Below are 23,093 nucleotides of genomic sequence, written 5' to 3'. Positions count from 1 at the left end.
ATACAAGAAAGACTGTCTCAGTGAGGCAGTCTTTTTTTTCTACGATAAGCCCGATCTGTATTATAAGTAATGAGCAATAATTACATTGCAAGCTTTGAATACTTCATTTTCAAAATAGATTTTGTATTCTTTTGAATGATTCTTTTGAAATGTATAAGAACATTTTAATCCGAATTCTTTGGCTAATTTTATCTTTTTTAGATAACCAATTGGATTGACCAGTCTGTTATTCTTTTTGGTAAGCCCTTTAGTATTAATAAATCTTGTTAATTGATCTTTAACTAATAGTTCAACTTTTTTCTTTTCTTTTAAATTCATTCTAATTAATTTTTATCATTAATAATTATTACAATTTTAAATGTTTTTAAATTACCCCTTTATGAGGGCGTCTTTTTGTTATACATAATCAATATCTACATATAACAAAACCACCTCAGTATAGAGGTGGTTTTATCCTTATAAATCAAATGTCTTATTTAGACGTTTCCGCTTTTTTTGTTGGAGTATAAGTCACTTTTTTAATATCAACCGTCATTTCCTTCAGGCGTTTTGCTACATTTTCAGGCATATCTTTCTGATATCTTCCTCCGATGACTTCAGCAAGAAATTTCTCTGTTTCAGCATACATCGCCATGCTGTTGACAGGTTTACGGAACCCGTGTCCTTCATCGTCCGCTAGGATATAGTTTACTTTTTTACCTTTATCGCGAAGAGCGATTACGATTTGATCGGCTTCAGCCTGCTTTACTCTTGGATCATTCGCTCCCTGAACGATTAGCAAAGGTTTATTTATTTTATCTACACTGAATAAAGGGCTGGCATCATGCATCCTCTTTTTTCCTTCTTCAGTTCTGGGATCACCAACCATTCCATATAAAAATGCCCGTCCGGATTCCCAATAAGCAGGAACTGAATCTAATAAGGTAAACAGATTACTTGGTCCTACAATATCTACCCCTGCAGCATATACATCCGGCGTAAAGGCCAAACCTGCGAGAGTAGCATAACCTCCGTAGCTTCCCCCCATGATCACAATTTTGTTTTTATCTGCAATACCGTTATCAATCAGATATTTTACACCCCACGTGATGTCGTCCTGCATCAGTTTTCCCCATTGTAAATCGCCTCCGTTCTGAAACTTTTTACCAAATCCGCCACTCGCTCTGAAATTGGGCTGCAAGACCGCATATCCTCGGTTAGCTAAAAACTGTACCGTTGAGTTATATCCCCAATAATCTCTCGGACCTTTTGGACCCCCGTGAACCAAAACAACTACGGGAACATTTTTTCCTGTTGAACCTACCGGTAAAGTAAGATATGCCGGAATTTCAAGCCCGTCGCTGCTTTTATAGCTGATAGGAGTCATCGCAGCCAGGTATTTTTCAACTTTTTTCAGCTCAGCTCTTGGTGTGTACTGGAAAACAAGCTGTTTTGTTTTAGAATCAAAGAAATAAGCTTCTGAAGCATATTTATCTCCACCTACCGATACCAGGAATTTGGAATAATCATTGGTTGAGCTGGCAAAGCCAACTTCTCTTCCCGGGAATTTGCTTTGAAGAAATTTGTAATTGTCTTCCCAGGTTTTATTTTTCCAGTAATATTCTGTTTTATCTCCGGTATAAGAGGTAGAAATGATTTTTCTTGTATTTCGGTCTATAAACAATCCTCCGAAATCTACTTTATCCTTCGGATCGCTTTCTATTTTGGTAATTTGTTTCGTTTTCGGATCCATCAGAAATAAGGCTGATTTATCCAGATCTCCTTTGTTGGTTACAAGATAGAATTTAGAATTATCTTCGGTCCAGTTTGAAATATAAGCGTTTTCTGTTACCAGCGTTTCATAGATAGGATTCAGATTATCACCTTCCTTATAGAAGAATTGAGTAGTTCCTTTATCATCTGTTTTGGATAATACCCTAAGTTTTTCATCCCAGTCAAAATCATAACTTGTAATACGGTCTGTATTTTCGTAGATCTTTTTCATTTCTCCGGTAGAGATTTTCAATGAATAGAGATCATGCCATGCTTTATCCCGGTTATTAAGTCCAACCATCAAAAGATCTGGATCTTTTCTGCTTACCAGATAAATTTGTGCCGTTATCTCTTTAAGGGGAGTAATGTTTCTAGATGCCGGAACTCCGCTTGTTGCTTTAGCCATCGGATCAACGGCAAAAATATTCATGTTTTCATCACCGTTATTATCTTTTACGTACAGAATGTACTTTCCATCTTCTGACCAGAAATAAGCATTTAAAGGACGTTTACTATCTGTTAATGGGCGGGCTTTTTCAAAAGGCTCATCAATTTTCTTTACCCAGATATTCATGATACCTCCATATTCTTTGGTAAAAGAGATCCATTTTCCATCCGGGCTCAGCTGGCCTCCGGATATTTCAGGGTTTCCGAAGAACAATCCCCTGTCGAGAAGAGGGGTTTCCTGTGCGTGTGTCGTATTAATCCCTATCATCAGGAGCAATACATAAAAGATTTTTTTCATGTTTTTAATTTTTGGTTGTGATTTGTTGTTCGAATATAATTTAAAATCCTGTTAATTCATTGATTGTCAATTGTATTAAATGTTATTTTTTTACATTTCTAAGGTAATGACCTTTTTTGCCATATTTTGGTTCACGCTTTCAGGAATCAGTCCCATTAGAAAATTACGGATTGAATTCCCTTTTTTCCATTGAGAAACTTTTCCGATGGTTCGGCTGGTACTAACAATATAATCCACCTTTTTTCTCCTGATCATCTGAAAATTTTCGAAAACAGTATTAAAATCCTGGTATTGATCAAGTAATTTCCCAATGATGTAAGCATCTTCAATGGCCTGGCATGCTCCCTGTCCCATATTGGGAGTTGTTGCATGAGCCGCATCTCCAATCAGGCAAAGATGATCCGTATACCATTTTGGGATAGGAGCGAGATCGGTAATGGTATTACAAATGATATTCTCATAGGGCGTAGCTTCAATGATTTGCAAAACTAATGTGTTGAAATCATTAAAAATATCAGTAATTTCACGATATCTGCCGAAATCTTTTTCATTGATACAAGCGTACCAATATACTTTTTTATCAGAAATCTTTACAAAGCCGAAACGTTTTCCTTTTCCCCACATTTCAAAAGCCTCCTGGTGGTATTTCTCAGGAAGATCAAAGTTGACCAAACCCCGCCAGCACTTTTGTCCAGAGCTGCGGATAGTGCCTGTTTTGAGAATCTGATTTCGGATAGGAGACTTAATGCCATCTGCCCCAAATACAATCCTGCTTTCCACTTGAACTGTATTTTCAAAATCTAAAATATAGTTCTTATGCTTTTCTATTTTCTGTAAAGAATATCCAAGCTTAATAGCTTCTGTATCTATATTTTCGGCAAGAATTTTCTGTAATGCTGCTCTGTGAATCGCTACGTTACACGATCTATACTGATTTTCCAGCTCAAGAACCTCTGTTTTGGAAATGGGTTTTAAAGATTCGTCTGTAATAGTAATTCTATGAATTTTATTTCCGGCATTTTCAATTTTTTCTTTTAACCCTAACTGGTCAAAAACCTGCATGGCGTTAATAGCCATCATAATTCCTGCCCCTACAGGCTTTATTTCAGGGGCAGATTCATAAATAGTGAAATTATGCCCATGTTGCTTCAAAATATTTCCTAAGGTAAGACCACCAATTCCGGCTCCGATGATTGAAATAGCGTTCATTAGCATTGATTTTTTGTTGAACGATTACAATATTTACTACTGTTCAACTTGTTAATAATCAGTAGTTTTTAATTATAACGTTAAAATATAACTTTCAGATACTTTTTTAAAACCGTATTTACTGAAAAAATTATGAGCCCCATGGTTGTTGACCCCGCTTTCTAATAAAATAAAGCTGATGTTCCAGTTTTTAGATTCCTGAAGGGCTTTTTCTAAAAGTTGGCTTCCAAGAGACTGCCCTCTTACAGATTGATCCAAAAGCATATCTTCTAAGATTGCATACTTTTTAAAAGGGCTGTTGATCACATTGAAAACCATCATTCCGACAATTTCTCCATTCTTATTTTCTGTAATTAGAATATTCAGTTTGGAACTTCCATCAGAGTTAAAATCTGTAAGCAGCTGTTCAGTCAATATCACTTCAAGATCAGGGTTCCAGTGATGAGAATCCAGTGCTCTGCCAGACATCATTTCCCCATGAGAGATATAGGAATCTGTTTTGTGAGTGATGAAAAAATCTACCAGTTCCTTGATGCGGGTTTTATCGGTGAGCCATTTCGTGGTATATTCCATGAGGTGTTATTTTAATTATTTACACTTTTATTTGATTTTCAATAATATAACCGATATTGTGTTTTAAAATCTGTTATTTATGAGTAGGAGGTAAGATATCTGCTTGACTGATCGTATACAATACATTGGGATAAACAAAATCTAGTGACCTGTTTTCTTCTCCTCTGAGCTTGAAAAACGCTGCTTCCTGTTCCTGATCAGCTATTGTTAAGACTTCTCCAGTTGAAAAATAAGGTTTTTCATCTTGGAATTTGATATAGGTTTTGGAAGTACGAAAGGTAATTCCCAGCCATTTATTATCATTCTCCACTTTCCTGGAACTGGAAGCTGAATTCAGAATAATCTTATGCTGAAATTTCTTGTTATCTTCCACCGAGAATAAAACGACAGAATTGTGATGCAGTAATATTTCAAATTCTTCATCTGTTGTTTTATTCTTCACGACAAGCTTTCTCATCTGAGAGTCTTCAATTTCATCCGGACGATCATAGCATGAAAAAAGGCCTATAAAAGAATCATTTTTTAAATCCAATGCCTGATCGGAGTGAAATCCCATTTTAGCATAAGACGAATCATAAATTTCAATTAAAGCATTGTTGAAATTCTGTGTTGGTATCTCTGAATTTTCAGAGGAAAGGCTTTCATTAATGCGGTCAACAAGTTGATGATGAATCTCTGAAAATGCTGTTGCCGGAATCGTATATCGCGTAGTCGTTCTTACTATCGGAACTAACAGATCTGCCACGTTTACAAGATGGGTTCCCAGCCGGCCTTTCCCAGTTGATTCAAATTCCGCAGAAAGAGAAAGCCTTGTAAAAAGATTTTCTTCTAGCGGAAGGAGTATTTTTTTGAATTCGGTATCATTCATACTTTTCAACTCTTAATAAATCGGTTTCTCATAATCTCCTGAATTCATGCTGAAATGAACCTTTCCGTATTCAACTCTATTTTCGGTACTGTTTTCTTCATAATAAGAGCTTCGCAATTCTTCATGAAGTTCCGGAGTGATCTCTTCAAGCTTGATATATTCTCCGTTTTCTTTAATATAAGCCTGATTTTCAGTGTACATTGCTTCTACATTAGAACAACGTACCACATATCCCATTCTTAGCGGAATCTGATCCACTCCAAGAGCAGAAGGTCTGATCTCATGAGTATACAGCCTATTGGTAGAAAGAGGAATCAAAAAAGCAGAGTTGGGATATAATGTAACCGTGAATTCTTTTTCAAGCGAACTATCCTCGACTGTTTTTTTAAGTCTGAAATGAAGCCTTGTGAAAGCACTGTTTTGTTTGTAAGACCGATCGAATCTATCCGTTTCTGATGGTTTTACTTTGTCCATATTTGAATGATCGTAGAACGTGCAAAACGCAATAAGCCCTTCTTTAGGCATATCTTTCGTTTTATCAGAATGGGCTTTTATTTTGGCTTTTACTTCTTTGTCAGAATCAACAGTTTTCTTTTTGTTTTCATAAATCTGAACCAAAGCATGATTCATATCTGTATCGTACTCGAAAGCATCTTTTGCAGTCTCATTCAGAAGTTGGATGATCTGGGTATCAATCTCACGGAAATTATCAGTAGGACCTGTTAAGTTACTGGAGCATCTCAAAAGGTGATAATGAAAAGCTTCCTGACCATTTTCGGTAACTTCTCTGGTAATTTTACTCAGGTAAATTCCTTTTCTGAATGCTTTAGCTTCTTTGTTGGATTCTGTAAGTTCCTGAAAATCGTGTTCAGATTTAATTTTGTCGAAACTAAAATCATCTGTAAACAATTTTCTGTAATAGATACCGGCATTACTTACAATAATGGGAACTTGTCCTAAATTAACCATTTTTAGGTTTTCAGGAGTATAATTTTCATAATTCGTAGACAGTTCTTTAATAACATGTATTAACAGATTACTGTTTTTCAGTTGGTTGAGATCTCCACAAACATATATTTTTTTATGTTGGGAATCAAATTGAAGGTTTGCCGAATCATTTATAACCTCTCCACAGAAGTTATTCATCAGATATTGAAGCTCATTATCGATATTTTGACTTTCCGGTAGAACGATCAATATGTTTTTATCTCTTGTAATTTTGTTTTCAAAGGGTAGAGTAGTCATTGTATTTTTTTAATAGAATATATATTGTTATTAGTTGAATTTACTTTTATAATTGTTACAAACAGCTATAAAATAGAATTTAGATCAAATCCGGTTGATTTAAAATTAATCCATATTGTATAGGTTCCTCCTGTCATTCCCTGGCCAAATCTCCCTTTTATTTTGAGCTTTCCATTTTCATTATTTTTAGAATCATAGGAAAATTTTCTTGATATTGAAGGGAAAATATCGCTGTTATTGCTTATCTGTAAAATGGGTTGTGCCATGCCAAAAGGCCTAACAGAGAGCAGGATAAAAATACTGTCATCCAGAAATACAACATCTGCTGTATTGAATTGGTATTTGAAACCTACTTTTCCAATGCTTTCCATTTCCATATTGAGCTTTTTGAAAAGTGTATATTTTTTACCTTTCAATGACTCTATAAAGTCTTTATGTTTTCTTTTATAATAGAGGTGGATTCCAAGATTTCCGAAAATAACAAAGCATATAATGGCAAAAATGAAGTAGTATATTTCCATAGTGATACAAATATAAAAAAACGGAGCCTGAAAACAGACTCCGCTATACATTTGTTACGCTAAAATTATTTACCTAGGTAAGATTTAAGGATCTTACTTCTGGTATTGTGTTTTAGTCTCTTAATTGCTTTTTCTTTGATCTGACGAACTCTCTCTCTTGTAAGATCGAAAGTTTCACCAATTTCCTCTAAAGTCATTGGGTGTTTCCCGTTCAGTCCGAAATATAGTCTTACCAAATCTGCCTCTCTTGGCGTTAAAGTATTCAATGCTCTTTCAATCTCAATTTGTAGAGATTCAAGCATCAGATCTTTATCAGGACTTGGAGATTCTCCTGAACGCAATACATCATAAAGATTAGAATCTTCACCTTCCACTAAAGGTGCATCCATAGACAGGTGTCTTCCGGAGTTTTTCATAGATTCTTTAATATCTTCCTCGCTCATGTCAAGAACTTCAGCCAATTCTTCCGGAGAAGGTGGTCTTTCATTTTCCTGCTCAAGGTGAGCGTATGCTTTATTAATTTTGTTGATGGAACCAATTTTGTTCAACGGAAGTCTTACAATTCTTGATTGCTCTGCCAATGCCTGCAAAATTGATTGACGGATCCACCATACTGCATAAGAGATAAATTTGAAACCTCTAGTTTCATCGTACCTTTTTGCCGCTTTCATCAATCCTAAGTTACCTTCATTGATCAAATCGGGTAAAGAAAGACCTTGATTTTGGTATTGCTTGGATACAGAAACTACGAAACGAAGGTTGGCTTTGATTAATTTCTCTAGTGCGGCTCTATCACCTGCACGTATTCTTTGTGCCAATTCTACTTCTTCGTCCGCAGTGATCAGTTCCACTTTACCAATTTCCTGCAAATACTTGTCTAATGAAGCAGTTTCCCTGTTGGTAACCTGCTTAGTGATTTTTAATTGTCTCATTTATTTTATCCTCAAAAAAGAGTTACTATATAATATACGTTTGAAAACATGAAAAGGTTACACAGGGTGCAATGTTTTTTTGTAAAATGTAAGATAAAAAGTACATTAATGACTCTTTTATAGATTTAATCTATTGATATTTAGTGTTTTAAAATTTATCTTTTATTTATGAATTATTTTTGTTTTTTAATAGAGAAAGAATAGATGTTCGGAATATTTTGTGTATAATATCATTAAAATTCTGATAAAGGATATATATTCAAGTTTTAGATTTTAGCTTTAAACAAAAAAAACGAAACCGAAGTTCCGTTTTTACTATTTTTAATTTTATTTTTTCAATTAGAAAAGATCGTTAAGAACTTTTGCCAATCTCAAACCTCCATAAAGAAGCTGTCTCTCAACCGTATCATTGAATTTGTACTGATAGTCAAAAGACAATTTGGAATCGTTAGGAGTCTGTGCATATATTTTGTTGGCAATCTTGTGAGAATCATACAACCAGTCTTCTAATGTACCGGTCTGAATCTGTGCAACTTCTTCCTTAGATTTAATATCCAAAAGTTTAGAGTATTCAGTATAGCTGTATTTTTGTGAGTCTACCAATTTACCATCCCAAACAGAGTGTAAGTTTGTTTTCTCTCCGAAATACGTTACATTGATTTTGTTTCCGCCTAAATCTTCTGCTCTTCCAACGTGTAATGGCTGTGCAAGATCTCCCATAATGTGAATAAGGAAAATCAAAGCAATTTTTCTGTCTTTTTCAGAAGTATTTTTGTCCTTGATCTGGCTTGAAAGTGTTTTCACCTGAGTGTAAAGACTTGGTCCTGCCTGTGCTTTTAAATTTTGCTCAAAAGCTTTAAAATCTGTTTGTGGATCAATGTTTACATAATGCCAAGATGAAGCCTGCTTCCACGCACCTGTTGTATCAGATTTGATAAAATCTGGCCAGTTTGCCCAATACGCAAGACGTTCTCTCCCCATCATTTTTTTAATCTCTCTTCTTGCCTTTCTGGAAAGGTGGTTTTCTGCAATATCTGCAATAACTCTATGCCCGGTAAGTCCCCAAGCATAAGAATAAAGTGAAGAGGAAATGAATGCTAAAATCAGAATTTTAGAATAAATACTTTTCATTTTAAATAACAATTTTCAGTCTGCAAAGATACGGTCCGGTTTTCGAATGAGCATCAATTATCAGAAATTTATTCTATAATATTATGTTAATAAAAATTAATCTAAATAAAATCTGACTGCAGAGAATGGGTAAAAAGTAATAAAAGAAGAATAGGGAAGTGAAGTTTATCCTTTTAAATTTTGAATATCACCTTTAAAACTCTGACTTGTAAATGATTGATTTCTAAATTGAAGACATTTCAAAATCCTCTATATTACCGTATTTTTACGGTATTTGTTGAAAATTTTTACGGTTAGTCTTAATAAATTATTACTTTTAGGGCAAAATTACTAGCAAAATATTTTTTCAAACTTGAGAGATATATTATCTTTACAAGTCATAATCAGGGGAAACACTATGTATGAGAATAATATTGTAGACATGAATTACAATAAGCTGCAGACAGACTTTAAGGCTGAAGCTGTGGCTGTTAACCTTTTGAAATATCATCGGGCTGTAAGTAATATATTCATAGAGCGGGTAGGCATCAACGACCGTGCTTATCTGAAAGATATTAAAAGTATTTCGAGCAGCTATTTGGGTTTCGACGAGGAAGTTTTTACGATAGAAAGTTACAGGGAAGGTATTTATGACTATCTTCCGGAAGGGCTGTTCCATCCGCCTTCATTAGGAACATCCAGAAAGAATGTGGACAGTGTGGTTCGGGAAATCCGTAAACAGAAAAGGGTAGAAGATGATGCCCGAAAGTTTTTCCGTCCTTTTGAACTGGAAGTATTCTTTACAGAAATCAGTGCTCTGCTTAAAGAATCCGAATTTGATATTACAAGCCATACAGATGCCCTCATGGAAACGGTGAGTGAGCTTTGGCCGCTAATTAAGATGCTGGATAAGCAGAATGCCTATATATTCATGCATATTTTACCTTTTTTCCACCAGATCAGAGGTGATAAAAAATGGTTCGAAAGATGTATGACCGCTTTTCTGCAGGTACCGGTAGAAGTTACCTTTTCTCCCAATATTATTGATGAAATCGAGAAAAATGATGATTCTATGCTATTGGGGAATTCAAGACTTGGAGTAACGTACATTCCGAGTGGAAGACATATGGACGGACAACGAAACTGGGTCGTGAATATCGGACCGATTCCTTATGAGGATATGAAGCGATATATCCCGGGAAGCCCGTTCAGAAAAGTGCTTCAGGCTCTGTATGACTATTTTCTTCCTGTAACTGTAGACGTGGAGGAGAATTTCGTAACGGAAAAAGTGGAATATTCTTTCAGCCTTGAGGACGACGAGAGAAATGCGAGCCGCCTTGGATATTCTACCTTTCTCTAAATTATTTTATTATATTTACAATTACCAACAAAGTATAAATTCGAAAAGAAACAAATGGAAATCTCTTCAGTAAAAGGTATTTTTTTAAGGTATATTTTAATGCCTTTAATCGCAATTATTATGATGGTTATTTTAGGAATCATCAGAAGAAATAAACCTGCGATAAAGATTAAAGTGATTATTGTTTACGTTCTTCTTTGCAGCTTATGTCTGTCATTACCTGGTATTTTCGGATTTGCAGGAAATCTTTTTAACCCATACTGGTATCTTATTGCACAGGTGATCTATCTTATCTTTGGGATTATTCACGTTAATTTATTACACAGATACTTCAAAAAACATATAGAATCTCTTGCCATGAGCATTCTGTTTGAGTCTATTCTTTCGATAACCTGTATGGTTTTGGGAGGATATCTTTTTACTTTAATTTTTAACTGGGTGAGCAGAGGAACAGGATATGCCGTGATGGCTGCAACAAGTATGCTGATCTTTGTTGTTCCAATGGTATTTTATTACTGCTATATTCAGTTTATCAGCATTCCTTTTGATATCTATAAAACATGGAGATATTCTCCGGAACAGAAACTTCCGGATTTCGAAGGAGCAGATTTTGACCGTTTAATGGTCTTGAATGTTGAATTGAGCAAAAACCTTGAAGATACCAATAGATTCAGAATCAAAGCAAAAACCCTTCCGACAGGAGTTACCTTTGGAGATTGGTTTTACAGAGTGGTAGACGATTATAATCATAAAAACCCGGGATCTATTATTCATCTTTCCGATGAAGGAAATGAGCCTTACTACTGGATTTTCTACACTAAAAAATCATTTTTCAGTTTTAGAAAATATATCGATTTCGATCATGATATTATGACAAACAACATTTCTGAAAATGAAGTGGTGATCTGTAAGAGAGTTATTCAGCATGAAGAAGAAGGGATCGTAAGAAAACCATAAACACAAAATTTTAAAAAAGATTAAACATGATACAGCCTATTAAACATTTTGCAATCAATTGGGTAGATGGGATGAAAGTTTCCCAGAGACACCTTAATGATCAGGATAACTTTTTAATTGACACCATCAGAGATTCCAATTCTCTTGGAATTACGACATATAATTACGGACTTCTGCCTATTTCTACCGAATTTACTGACCGTACGATATTTGATGTTCACAATACAGCAACCAATGACGTACAGCTTGTTATCAAACGTTGCAGTGCCGTGACGATGGCTGGTTACCGTATTGAGCTTACCGACCGAAGAATCAGTGTGAAATCTTTGGCAAAATCGATGAACGAGGAGCAGGCAGACGGAGAATATTATATTCTGATCTCTGTAAATCCTTTTGATAAAGTGCCTTTTGGTGATATTGACCCGGAAGAAATTCCGCCACGTCACCCAAGCGCACAGCCCAACCATCATATTGAACTGCTTCCTGTTACTTCTCTTAACAGCAGCTATTCAGGAGGAAATTACCTGATTATCGGTAAAGTAGATTTAAAAGGAAACATAGCACAGGTAGATTCTAATTTTATTCCGCCTTGTACTTCAATTCAAAGTCATCCGGCTTTGGTAGATTATTACAGCAGCTATGCGAAATCTATCGGAAACCTTCAGCAGTACGCTTTTAAAATCATTCAGAAGGCATCACACAAAAATCAGAATACAGCTTTAGCACAAAACGTTAAATTTTTGTGTACTACAATGGTGAATACTTTTGGGGATATGTATTTTCAGTTCAGAAATATTACGCCTTGGCAACCGCCTGTATTTTTAATTGAATCTTTTGCAAGACTGGCTCTTCATCTGTACAATTCCACACAACTTCTGGTTCCTGCAGAATTGGAGGAAATGCTTAATTATAGCTTGGAATGGAGCGAAATTGCGCCTCATACTTTACTGAACCAACTTTCTATTGTTGCAGAAACCAACTATGATCATCACAATTGTGGAGAACCATTACTTTATATCCAGCAAATGCTGAGAAGTTTGGAAACTATCTTTGCTAAGCTAAGTGAGCTTGATTACATTGGTCAAAGAAAAGAAAATATTATTGTTAACGAACAGGAAGTTACTACAAACACGAATCCGAAGAGAGGATGGAGTGTTTTAGATTAATATAACTTTTAAAGTATATTTCCCGGATGAAAATTCGGGAATTTTTATTTATAAATTTGTTTAAACTTTGTATAAAAAAAATGTATGAATTTTATTTTCTTACATTTTCTAAAATACGCTAAAGTGCTTAAAAATAAAAACTTGTATGTTTTTTGCGATCAAATAAAAATGTTTAAACAGCTTTCATATTAAAAAAGATAGAAGTAAATTCGTTTTACGATTTAGAGAAAATGAATGTAGAAAAAATAAGACAGGACACCCCGGGATGTTCAGATAAGATATTTTTAAACAGTGCCGGTTCATCATTAATGCCAAAAAGCGTTGTAGATTCGGTGGTTAATTATCTATATGAAGAGCAGCAAATAGGGGGGTATGCATTAGCCGGTAGAGACTCTGAGAAGATAGGTGGTTTTTATGAAGAAGCAGCAAAACTCATCAATACCAAACCTTCCAATATTGCCTTTGTAAACAGTTCTACAGATGGCTATGCAAAAGCTTTATCCAGTATTTCTTTTCAAGAAGGTGATTCCATCATTACGACTAATGATGATTATATATCCAACCAGATTGCTTTTATTTCTTTGCAGAAAAGATATCATATTAAGATCATCAGAGTTGCTAATCTACCAGATAATGAGCTGGATTTGGAAGATTTTGAAAGTTTGATCAAAAAGCATCATCCCAAACTGATTGCAGTCACTCACATTCCGACAAGCTCAGGTCTTATTCAGGATGTAGAAGGGGTAGGAAAGCTTTGTAAGGAATATAATATTCTTTATTTGGTAGATGCGTGCCAGTCTGTTGGGCAGATTGTTGTTGATGTTGAAGAAATCCATTGTGATTTTTTAACGGTAACAGGAAGAAAGTTCATGAGAGGACCAACAGGAACAGGATTTTTATATGTTTCAGATCGTGTGCTGAACGAAGGTTTTGCTCCTTTGTTTTTAGACAGTAATGGAGCTCAATGGACAACTTTTGATGATTATCTGTTGAATAAAACTGCAAAGAGATTTGAACTCTTTGAAAGGTCTAATGCTGATCTTATTGGTTTGAAAGAAGCATTACGATATGCTAACGAAATAGGAATGCTTAATATTGAAAATTATAACCTTAAACTTGCTGAAACATTAAGAACGAATCTTCAGAATAACGGTTTTAGGATTTTAGATAAAGGGAATAGATTGGGCAGTATCATTACTTTTTGTGAGAAAGACGGAAAGGTTGATAGAAGTAGTAAAATACTTGCTGATCATAATGTATACTTTAAGGTAAACGATAAAAATAATGCATTGATCGATTTTACCCTTAAAAATGTAGATCAAGCTATACGATTATCTCCACATTATTTCAATACACTGGAAGAAATAGAAAAAGTTTCACAACTTTTAACACAGTAATTTTTTTAAACCCGTTTTTAAGATATTCAAAAAGCCTTGGCATTTGCCAGGGCTTTTCATTTTATTTTTTATTCAATAGCTCGAGGGTATGTTCTACATGTCCACCGCCTTTCCATTCATCATGTCCGGGAATAACCAGAATGGCCTGTGCATATTTAGATTTCAATTTTTCCATTGTTTGTGGCCACTGGGCAACATTTGCCTCTCCGGTATAGCCAAGATCAACCGCTGATTTACTTTTTACAAGACAGCCGCCATCCAATATTTTGTATTTAGGAAACCAAACCACAACATTATCTGCAGTATGACCTTCACCCAAGAAATCTACAGTGAATTCTTCCCCTCCGATACGATATGGTTTCCCTGTTTTTATAATTTCTGTAGAAGTAGCTTTTCCTTCTTTTTTAAGAATTTCATTCGTTTTTGCAGTAGCATAGGTCTTGATTCCTTTCTTGTTATAAAAACTTAAATCTCCGGCTCTGTCCTCGTGGGAGTGAGTCGCAAACACAGCAATTACCGGAAGGTTGTGACGTTTCTGAATAGTATCCAATAGACTTTGATATTGTGTTTTCTGCCATGGAACATCAAACAGGACAACCCCTTTTTTGGTTACAAGATATACCGCGTTAGTTGAATATTCTTTCCCTCCAAATACCCCGAAAGTTTTATAGATGTAGAAATTAGGTTGAATTTGAGGTTCAATCACAAAATCTCTTACCTGTTGTGCATTTGCAAAAGGGCTTAACAGCATTGAAAGGACGAAAATCGAAATACTTTTTTTCATAATTTTTTTAAGATGGATGATTATAATACTAAGAATGGCAAGAAAGACAAAATAAGTACAAAGTTTTGCAAACCTAATAAATTTAAAAGATCAAATATTGTATGACACAGAGTTTAACCGTTTTTTAACAGTTAAAAAGCTCCTAATATTTCTTTTGATAATGTTCCGACCTCAGAATCAATAAATTTAAAATTAAATAATGCAACATAGTTGCTATATTGTTTTTTTTACTACTTTTGAGTTTTATTAATAACCATTTTCCAAAACTTAACGGACATAATAAAAATATTAATGTATATGAATTTCAGATCGATGCTGTCTGCATCTGCTATCTCTATTGCTTCGATAGTAAATGCTCAGGAGACCGGAATAATGGGGAAACTCCTTTTTGAAAATGGTGATACTACAACTGCTGAAGTTATGCTAAAAGATACTTCCACAAAAACAATTGTCAATAAAAATGGTGATTATACGATTGAGGGCCTGAATCCTGGAAGTTACACCCTTGTCATAAAGGCAAAAGGGTACGGGGAGTATGAGCAGGAAATAGTTGTAGAGAAAAAAATGACAATAATTCCGGATATTGTTCTTCGAAATGCTCATACCATAGATGAAATAGCAATAACAGGAGTTTCAAGAGAAACTTTAATTAAAGAAACGCCTGTGGCCATTCTCAGTATTTCCACAAAACAGATTGAAAGGGCTGTGGCTACCAACATCATAAGCTCATTGGTGAAATCTGCACCAGGATTGAGTGTTGTAGAAACAGGGCCTAATATTTCAAAACCTTTTATAAGAGGATTAGGATATAATAGAGTATTGACTCTTTATGACGGTATACGCCAGGAAGGACAGCAGTGGGGAGATGAACATGGTATAGAAGTCGCTCCTTATATTATAGAACGGGCAGAAGTGATAAAAGGACCTGCAAGCCTTATGTTTGGTTCCGATGCTTTAGCAGGTGTAGTAAGTCTTTTTCCCTATATGCCCGCTCAGAATGATGGTATAGTACACGGAAAAATAACCAGTGAATATCAGAGTAATAATGATCTTATAGGTAACGGAATGCAGTTAGGATACAAAAAGAATTCTTTTATAGCATCATTAAACGCTTCCTACAGAATGGCAAAGAATTACAGAAATCCTATAGATGGAAGAGTTTACAATACTAATTTTGAAGAAAAGAACTTTTCTTTTCTGTTAGGGAGCAAAACCACTACAAGCTTCTCAAAGATCAATTTTACATTATATGATAATCTACAGGGAATTCCTGACGGAAGCCGGGATCCAAAAACAGGAAAATTCACCTATCAGACCGAAGAGGGAGATGATGACGATGTTGAAAAAAGGCCCATTGTTTCACAAAAAAATCTTAATTCTTATACTCTTTCCCCTTTACACCAAAGGATTCAGCATTACAGGCTCTATGCCCAGCACAATCAACAGATGGGTAAAGGAGATCTTGACGTTCAGTTAGCTTTACAGCAGAACGTCCGTAGAGAATATAATCATCCTACGGCTCCTTCACAACCCGGAATGTACGTCCGTCTAAATACATTAAATTATGGGGCACGTTATAACTTTCCTAAATTTTCTTCCTTTGAAATTTCCACAGGAATTAATGGAATGATACAAAACAATAAAAATGAATCAGCGACAGATTTTCCTATTCCCGATTATGACTTAAATGAAGGTGGTATCTATACTTATATCAAATGGAAATACAAAAAGCTGAACATCAGTGGAGGAGTTCGTTATGATATCAGAAAAATTGGTTGGGATAATTTTTATATTCAAACCAATCCCGTTACTCAATTTGAAGAACAGACCGCTCAGGCATCACCAAATACGCGTCTTGGTTTTGATGCTTATAATAAAACATTTGGCGGTTTATCAGCCAGTATAGGCTCTGCAATTCAATTAACAAAGCAGATCAGTCTTAAAGCTAATATTGGAAGAAGTTACAGAGCTCCTAATATTACAGAAATTGGTTCGAATGGGTTGGATCCCGGGGCACATATCATTTACAAAGGAAACCGAAATTTCGACCCCGAATTTTCATTACAGGAAGATTTGGGAATCAGTACACGTTTTAAAGATTTCTCAGCAGAAGTAAGCTGGTTCAACAATAATATCCAGAATTATATTTATTTGTCATTATTGGTAGATCCGCAGGGAAGCCCTGTGGTAGATTCACAAGGAAATAAAACTTACCAATACCAACAGTCTTCAGCTCAACTTTACGGAATGGAAGCATGGCTGTCATTACATCCGGAAAAATGGAAAGGATTTAATGCTGAAGCCAACTTATCTCTTATTTACGGATTCAATCGGGATAAGATATTTAAAAATAAAGAAACTCAGGGAGAATATCTTCCTTTAATTTCTCCCCTGAAATTATCGGGAAATATATCTCAGAAAATATCTGTTGGATCAAAGTTAATTTCATCTGTGACACCTACAGCCGAAGTAGAATTTTCAGCCGCACAAAACAGATATCTGGGCTTGGATCATACAGAAACAGCGACCCCGGATTATACATTATTTAATATTGGTACAGCGGTAGAAATACATTATTCTGAAAACCGTTCTGCAGTCCTGCAGTTTCAGGTAAATAATGTAATGGACCGAGCCTATCAGTCTCATCTTAGCCGTTTAAAATACTTGGGCAATATTTATAATATGGGAAGAAATATCTCTTTGAAATTGATTGTACCTTTTTAATAGATTATACTAAAAGTGGCTTTATAAATGAGTCACTTTTAGTATAATAATTGTTGATAATGTTTTTAACAATTTCAGTTAGAATCTATTATTACGTAAAATAGAGAATTATTTTTGATATTATAACAGCATATCGATTGGAATTTCAAGCCCTGATTTTACCGTATTCATGGAAACTAGCGTTCTGAAATGTTTGATATTATCATTGCTGTAGAATATTCTGCGGGTAAGCTGTTCATAATCTTTCATAGAGGAAACCACAATTATGAGTACAAAATCCGATTCTCCTGTAACATAATAGCATTGCTGAACTTCAGGAGCAGAAGTAAAAAGTGTCTGTGCCTGATCTATGAGATCAATTTTATCTCTTTCAAGAAAGACTTCTACAATAAGTGTTACAGAATGTTTTACTTTCTCCGTATCAATCACAGAAATATCTGCTTTGATAATTCCTGTTTCCCGCATTCTTTTGATTCTTCTCTGTACTGCGGCGGCAGACAGACCTATACGATCCCCAATATCTCTTTGTGGGGTAAGATTATTCTTTTGTAGGATCTCAAGAATTTGTAGGTCAAAGTGATCAAGGTCATTCATTTTTTCAAAATTATAGAGTTTGATGAAACAAAATTGCAAATTAGTATTCAGATTTCATGAAAAATAAAGTAGTATTTGATGCAATTTTGCATTTTAAATATAATTTATAATTATGAATGTAATAAAAGGTTTTTTTCTGGCAGTATTGGCTGCATTATTTTGGGGTGTTTCCGGAACATTTGCACAGTTTCTTTTTCAAAAGCGGGGAGTTAATATTGAGTGGCTGATTACTATACGCTTGCTTATTTCGGGGATATGTCTTTTGCTGTATGCTAAGCTTGGGGATAAAACGGATCTTTTTGAAATCTGGAAAAATAAAAAGGATGTCATACAGCTTGTTGTTTTCAGTATAACCGGAATGCTTGCGGTTCAATATACGTACTTTGCGGCCATAAAGCATTCTAATGCTGCTACAGCAACTGTTCTACAGTATGCAGGACCGGTTATTATTGCTTTATACCTTGCTTTTAAAAATAAAAGAATTCCTATTTTGGTAGAAATAGCAGCAATAATTTTAGCCGTAGTCGGAACGTTTTTATTGGTGACTCATGGAGATGCATCCAGCCTTTCTATTTCCGGGACTGCTTTATTCTTTGGTTTGGCTTCAGCTGTTGCATTAGCTATTTATACATTGCAGCCTGTAAAACTTTTATCAAAATACAAATCATCTCTGGTCATTGGATGGGGAATGCTTTGTGCCGGTATCGTTTTCAGTTTTGTAAAAGCTCCGTGGGATATTCAAGGGGAATGGGATTTTCAGACATTTGGATATACTGCGTTTATCGTACTTTTCGGGACATTGATCGCTTTTTATTTCTATCTATCCGCCGTTCAGATCATCGGAGGGCAGAAAACAAGTCTTCTTGCCTCTATCGAACCTCTGTCTGCAACTATTTTAGCAGTGATTTGGCTGAATGTTTCATACTCTTTAATTGATTGGATTGGAAGCTTATTTATTATTTCAACGATTTTTCTATTGAGTATAAAACCCAGGAAAGCTAAAATAATACAGGAAAAAGTAAACTAATCTGAATTGTTATAAATGGAAAAGAGTAGGTTTCAAAAGCCTTTATACTATAAATTTATGAAATGATAAGCCTCATAGTTTTTAATATGTGAGGCTTATTTTATCGTTAAAATTATTTCTTAACCAATATTTTCTCAGTTGCTTTTTTGCTTAAAATTTCAGTCTTGCCTTCAATTTCTATCGTCATTGATTTATCAAAACTTTCCACTTTTACAACTTTTACTTTGGTATTTAGGAGCAGTTTTCTGTCATTCAGATAAGTAAGGAAAGCGTCATCGGAAAGCGTCACAGAGGCAAAAACCACCGTTTCTCCTACCTCACAGTTACTTAACTTTTGTAGATCTTGGGAGATAATGTTTCCGTCTTTATCAGGAATAGGTTCACCATGGGGATCAAATTTAGGATAATCTAAAATCTCATCCATTTTATCAAAGAAAACCTGTGAATGAACGTGTTCCAGCTGTTCCGCAATCTCATGAACATTTTCCCAGCCAAAGTTCATTTTTTTCACCAAAAACATCTCGGTAAGTCTGTGTTTACGGACAACGAGCGCAGCTTCACGCCTTCCGCTTTCTGTCACGATCAGAGGTTTATAGGTTTCGTAAATGACCCACTTCTTTTCTGCAAATTTTTTCATCATGTTATTGACACTCGGCATTTTTACATTTAAAAATTTGCTGAGCTCATTAATCGTAACCTTTCCTTCATTGTCAACTAAATGAAACAAAGCTTTCAGGTAATTCTCTTCTGTTAGGGTTGTTTTCAAAATGTTAGATGATTTTCACTACAAATCTAACAAAATAAAATTAAATCTCTTCTGCTTATGAATTAAAAAGTTCATCCAAATCATCATTAATTTTTTTACAAAAATATCATTAGTTGTAAATAGTTTAAAATGAAAGTGTAACATGGAATGTCAGAAGATTTTGTCATTTTATTATTTCTATTGTTTGATGAATATTATTTTTAATTATTTTAATTATGTATGTTATTTTTAATATATGTGTAATTTGTATTTGCTTTTTTTCATTTTTAAGTGATTTGTTGATTAATTACTTATCTTAACTTCGCAAAAAATAGAGCAATGAAATTAAAAATTACTTTCCTTTCAATTTGTGCATCCTTTTACTTGAATGCGCAGGTATTAAAACCCAATGGTCTTAGCAGTGAAGACCTTCCGGGAACCACTTTTAAATTGAATATTGACGATTTTAAAAGAAGCGTTAACACAGATAGAAAAAATTCTGAAAAAATTAGAAACCAATCTATTGTTTTAACGCTTATTGATGGTACTAAAAAAGAGTTTATTCTATCTGAAAATAATCTTTTAAACAGAAAAATTGATAATATTGTCGCTTTTGACGGATATTCAAAGGACAAAAAGGATAAGATAAAACTTACACTTGTGGGTAATGAAATCTCCGCAATGGTTAAATCCGGTACGGGATATTATATTATTGAACCTTATAAAACTAAAAAAGGGGAATACCGTATTTACAACTCTTTTGAGATGTTTGGGGAAAAATTTACATGCGGAACCGATGAAAATGATTTTAAAGCAAGCCTAGAAGCTGTAGCCAAAGGGCTTAACGTTCAGAAGTCTGCGTCAGGATTTCCTTACGGAAACACATTGAAAACCTTTAGAATGGCCGTAGCAACAACTGGTGAATTTACAACGGCTTTAGGAAATCAGGATGCCGCTTTAGGAGAACTGGTCGCTATGATGAACCTGATCAATCAGATATATGAATCGGAATTATCTATTTCCTTTTCATTAATCGATAAAACCACTAACAAGACCCTGATTTTTACTGATGGAGCAACAGATCCTTTTACAATAGATCCTTCTTTTGCCTCAGCGGCTAATTCACAATCCGGTTTTGATACTATGAATACGAACGGAACGCTGCCTTATGCAGACTACGATATCGGCCATACTTTTAACATTATGCCAGGAACAGGAGGAAGTGCTCAGGGACAGGCTGGCCCTCGTCCATGTACTGCATCTCTAAAAGCAAGAGCCTGGAGCCAGTGGACACTCTCTATGCCGAAATCCTTGTCAGCCAATTTGATTGTTCATGAAATGGGGCACCAGTTTGGAGCAGGGCATACCTATAACGCGGTAGGAGGAACTTCTTCAAGCCCTACATTCTGTACTTCCGGATGGAATTCTGCTGCAGCTACAGAGCCTGGTTCCGGATCTACTATAATGGCTTACAAAAATAACTGTACTACGCCTGTCGATCAAACCAATACCGGAAATAACGGGTTAAATTATTTCCATGCTAAAAGTATTGATCAGATTTTAAATACATTAGCAGTATCTTCCACATGCTATACTTCTGTGGCGGTGAATAATACACCACCTACGGCTAATCCGGGGAATACAGCTATAAGCATTCCAAAAAATACTCCTTTTAAACTGAAAGGAATAGCAAGTGATGCCGAAGATACGAACCTTTCCTATACCTGGGATCAGGTAGATGTTGCTACGGCTAATGATAAAGGAGCTTTTGGAAGTACAATCAACGGAAGTGGCGGATATTCTGCTGTAAACAGTACAACAGCACCATTGTTCAGATCTGAGCAGAGTACCACGACCACTGAACGATACTTTCCAAAAATGAAATTTGTTCTGAATAACCAGAATAATCCTCCTGTAAATGAAGCAGAAGCACTTCCTTTGGTAGCCAGAACAATGAAAATGAGATTTACTGTAAGAGATAACAGTGTGGTCTCAGGGGGAGCAGATTCTGATCAGGTTGTTGTAACAGTAACTAACCAGGGGCCTTTAGCAGTGACCTATCCCAATTCAAATGTGACGGTAAATGCTGAAACGAGCATGAATGTAACATGGGATGTAAACCAGACCAATGTTCTGAAAAATACCGTAAATGTCCTTCTTTCTACTGACGGTGGAGATACTTTCCCCTATGTACTGGCTTCCAATGTTCCTAATAATGGAACAGCAGCTGTAACTTTGCCGTTTGTTCCTTATACCAATAAAGCAAGAATAAAAGTCACTGCAGTGATCAATGATTATGCAGAATTTTTTGATGTTTCTGATACTAATTTTATCATCAGTTCCAGTTGTAATGCTTTCCAAACCATTATGGTAGATAATCCGAAAGTGATAACAGCAATACAGGGAAGTGCACAATCTAATCTTAATCTGGTACCGCAGACACCATCTAATGATACCTATAATTCCAAAACGCTTACTTTCGATGCTGCGAATATGGTTGCCAATAGCTGGTATATATTCAATCAGGCACAAACAGCTCCTTATCTGCTTAATGCAAGTTCAAGTATGCTTCCGTTAAAATTCAAAGCAACAGAAACAGGAAGCTATACATTAAGCTATCCTTCTCCAAGCGGAGTGGCTATTACTTTATATAAAGGGACCCAAACGGGGGCAGCTAATTTCCTTACTTCTAATGCGGTGTATTCAGGAACAGGAACCAGCTTTACTTATTACAGAACATTCACTGTAAATCTTGAAAAGGGTGTAGAGTATTTTATGACTTCAAGAAATCTGAGCAGTACTCCTGCAGGATCAAGTGTTGTCCTTAGCATTAACGGGCCTGGGCAATTCTATGATACTGTAAGTGCGCCTGCAGGTATTAGTTTCACCTATGCAGCGATTAATACTGCCACCAATACAATAATTGCTACAAGTTCAACAGCCAACTTTACAACGTTACCAGTAGGTACATATACAGTACAGGGTATTTCGTTTGCCGGAGCAGAAAGTGCGTTGCTTAATAAATCTATTGCTGAGCTTAATCAGGCTAAAGTTTGTTACCAGTTAAGCAGAAACAATATTACTTTAAATATTACTTCTGTATTAAATACCAAAGAGATTGCTAAAAAAACAATTGGTTTGGTTCCGAACCCTGTAAAAGATTTTCTTCAGGTATACAGTGATGAGAAAATAACCGATTATGAAATTTATGATGCTTCAGGAAGATTAATGGAGAGTAATACGATGAGTAATTCAGTTATTAACTTCACTAAATTCAAAACCGGTGTTTATATTTTAAAATTGTTGAATAACAAAACACTGATTCATCAGTCAAAAGTTATCAAAAAATAATAGAAACTATAATATTTAAAAGAGAGCTATATC

Annotated in this window: 19 protein-coding genes; 7 read left to right on the top strand and 12 right to left on the bottom strand. The window is 35.2% G+C overall.

The genetic code is table 11. The features are described 5' to 3' along the window. Positions 1-60: 60 nt before the first annotated feature. The 9 genes from ACL9RH_RS06095 to ACL9RH_RS06055 all read right to left on the bottom strand — a co-directional run bounded on the left by ACL9RH_RS06095 (position 61) and on the right by ACL9RH_RS06055 (position 8,976). Positions 61-318 (bottom strand): hypothetical protein, encoded by a 258-nt coding sequence (locus ACL9RH_RS06095; protein ID WP_422692451.1) that lies wholly within the window; start codon positions 316-318, stop codon positions 61-63. 154 nt (positions 319-472) lie between these two features. Then, the gene (locus tag ACL9RH_RS06090; protein ID WP_422692450.1) at positions 473-2,497 is read right to left on the bottom strand and encodes a S9 family peptidase; all 2,025 of its coding nucleotides are present in this window, start codon (positions 2,495-2,497) and stop codon (positions 473-475) included. Positions 2,498-2,587: 90 nt separating this feature from the next. Next, positions 2,588-3,706: an FAD-dependent monooxygenase gene (locus ACL9RH_RS06085; RefSeq protein ID WP_422692449.1), complete on the bottom strand. Its 1,119-nt coding sequence runs from the start codon at positions 3,704-3,706 to the stop codon at positions 2,588-2,590. 72 nt (positions 3,707-3,778) lie between these two features. Next, the gene (locus tag ACL9RH_RS06080) at positions 3,779-4,279 is read right to left on the bottom strand and encodes a GNAT family N-acetyltransferase (RefSeq protein WP_422692448.1); all 501 of its coding nucleotides are present in this window, start codon (positions 4,277-4,279) and stop codon (positions 3,779-3,781) included. Between the two features lie 73 nt (positions 4,280-4,352). Continuing rightward, positions 4,353-5,147: an alpha-ketoglutarate-dependent dioxygenase AlkB gene (locus ACL9RH_RS06075; RefSeq protein WP_422692447.1), complete on the bottom strand. Its 795-nt coding sequence runs from the start codon at positions 5,145-5,147 to the stop codon at positions 4,353-4,355. Positions 5,148-5,159: 12 nt separating this feature from the next. After that, the gene (locus tag ACL9RH_RS06070; protein WP_422692446.1) at positions 5,160-6,392 is read right to left on the bottom strand and encodes a hypothetical protein; all 1,233 of its coding nucleotides are present in this window, start codon (positions 6,390-6,392) and stop codon (positions 5,160-5,162) included. Between the two features lie 65 nt (positions 6,393-6,457). Continuing rightward, positions 6,458-6,913, bottom strand: a complete 456-nt coding sequence (locus tag ACL9RH_RS06065) for a hypothetical protein (protein ID WP_422692445.1) — start codon at positions 6,911-6,913, stop codon at positions 6,458-6,460. Positions 6,914-6,978: 65 nt separating this feature from the next. Beyond that, on the bottom strand, positions 6,979-7,845 hold the full coding sequence (locus ACL9RH_RS06060) for a sigma-70 family RNA polymerase sigma factor (protein WP_002979276.1): 867 nt from the start codon (positions 7,843-7,845) through the stop codon (positions 6,979-6,981). Between the two features lie 339 nt (positions 7,846-8,184). Beyond that, positions 8,185-8,976 carry a S1/P1 nuclease gene (locus ACL9RH_RS06055; protein WP_422692444.1) on the bottom strand — a complete coding sequence of 264 codons (792 nt, stop codon included), beginning with the start codon at positions 8,974-8,976 and terminating at the stop codon, positions 8,185-8,187. A 421-nt stretch (positions 8,977-9,397) separates the two neighbouring features. Between ACL9RH_RS06055 and ACL9RH_RS06050 the strand changes: the two genes are divergently transcribed. The 4 genes from ACL9RH_RS06050 to ACL9RH_RS06035 all read left to right on the top strand — a co-directional run bounded on the left by ACL9RH_RS06050 (position 9,398) and on the right by ACL9RH_RS06035 (position 13,835). Next, positions 9,398-10,315 carry a type VI secretion system baseplate subunit TssG gene (locus tag ACL9RH_RS06050; RefSeq protein WP_422692443.1) on the top strand — a complete coding sequence of 306 codons (918 nt, stop codon included), beginning with the start codon at positions 9,398-9,400 and terminating at the stop codon, positions 10,313-10,315. A 54-nt stretch (positions 10,316-10,369) separates the two neighbouring features. Further along, a complete protein-coding gene (locus ACL9RH_RS06045) occupies positions 10,370-11,272 on the top strand; it encodes a TssN family type VI secretion system protein (RefSeq protein ID WP_422692442.1) in 903 nt (300 codons plus the stop codon). A 26-nt stretch (positions 11,273-11,298) separates the two neighbouring features. Then, positions 11,299-12,438 (top strand): hypothetical protein, encoded by a 1,140-nt coding sequence (locus tag ACL9RH_RS06040; protein WP_422692441.1) that lies wholly within the window; start codon positions 11,299-11,301, stop codon positions 12,436-12,438. Positions 12,439-12,668: 230 nt separating this feature from the next. Then, positions 12,669-13,835, top strand: a complete 1,167-nt coding sequence (locus ACL9RH_RS06035) for an aminotransferase class V-fold PLP-dependent enzyme (protein ID WP_422692440.1) — start codon at positions 12,669-12,671, stop codon at positions 13,833-13,835. A gap of 61 nt (positions 13,836-13,896) precedes the next feature. Here the strand turns inward: ACL9RH_RS06035 and blaIND are convergent, their stop codons facing one another. Continuing rightward, complete coding sequence (gene blaIND / locus ACL9RH_RS06030; protein WP_422692439.1) at positions 13,897-14,619, bottom strand: IND family subclass B1 metallo-beta-lactamase; 723 nt, start codon at positions 14,617-14,619, stop codon at positions 13,897-13,899. Between the two features lie 297 nt (positions 14,620-14,916). On the opposite strand from blaIND, the gene ACL9RH_RS06025 reads away from it, so the two are divergent. Beyond that, the gene (locus ACL9RH_RS06025; protein ID WP_422692438.1) at positions 14,917-17,343 is read left to right on the top strand and encodes a TonB-dependent receptor; all 2,427 of its coding nucleotides are present in this window, start codon (positions 14,917-14,919) and stop codon (positions 17,341-17,343) included. Positions 17,344-17,463: 120 nt separating this feature from the next. Here the strand turns inward: ACL9RH_RS06025 and ACL9RH_RS06020 are convergent, their stop codons facing one another. After that, entirely contained in the window at positions 17,464-17,937 is a 474-nt protein-coding gene (locus ACL9RH_RS06020; RefSeq protein ID WP_422692437.1) for an Lrp/AsnC family transcriptional regulator, read from the bottom strand. Between the two features lie 112 nt (positions 17,938-18,049). Between ACL9RH_RS06020 and ACL9RH_RS06015 the strand changes: the two genes are divergently transcribed. Beyond that, the gene (locus tag ACL9RH_RS06015; RefSeq protein ID WP_422692436.1) at positions 18,050-18,964 is read left to right on the top strand and encodes a DMT family transporter; all 915 of its coding nucleotides are present in this window, start codon (positions 18,050-18,052) and stop codon (positions 18,962-18,964) included. Positions 18,965-19,076: 112 nt separating this feature from the next. Here the strand turns inward: ACL9RH_RS06015 and ACL9RH_RS06010 are convergent, their stop codons facing one another. After that, positions 19,077-19,730, bottom strand: a complete 654-nt coding sequence (locus ACL9RH_RS06010) for a metal-dependent transcriptional regulator (RefSeq protein WP_422692435.1) — start codon at positions 19,728-19,730, stop codon at positions 19,077-19,079. A 318-nt stretch (positions 19,731-20,048) separates the two neighbouring features. Here ACL9RH_RS06010 and ACL9RH_RS06005 point away from each other — a divergent pair, with 318 nt between their 5' ends. Continuing rightward, positions 20,049-23,060 carry a reprolysin-like metallopeptidase gene (locus ACL9RH_RS06005; protein WP_422692434.1) on the top strand — a complete coding sequence of 1,004 codons (3,012 nt, stop codon included), beginning with the start codon at positions 20,049-20,051 and terminating at the stop codon, positions 23,058-23,060. Positions 23,061-23,093 lie beyond the last annotated feature (33 nt).

It is taken from the genome of Chryseobacterium sp. Mn2064 (genome assembly GCF_049319685.1).
Taxonomy (GTDB): Bacteria; Bacteroidota; Bacteroidia; order Flavobacteriales; family Weeksellaceae; genus Chryseobacterium.
This window is presented reverse-complemented; position numbering and strand designations above follow the sequence as displayed.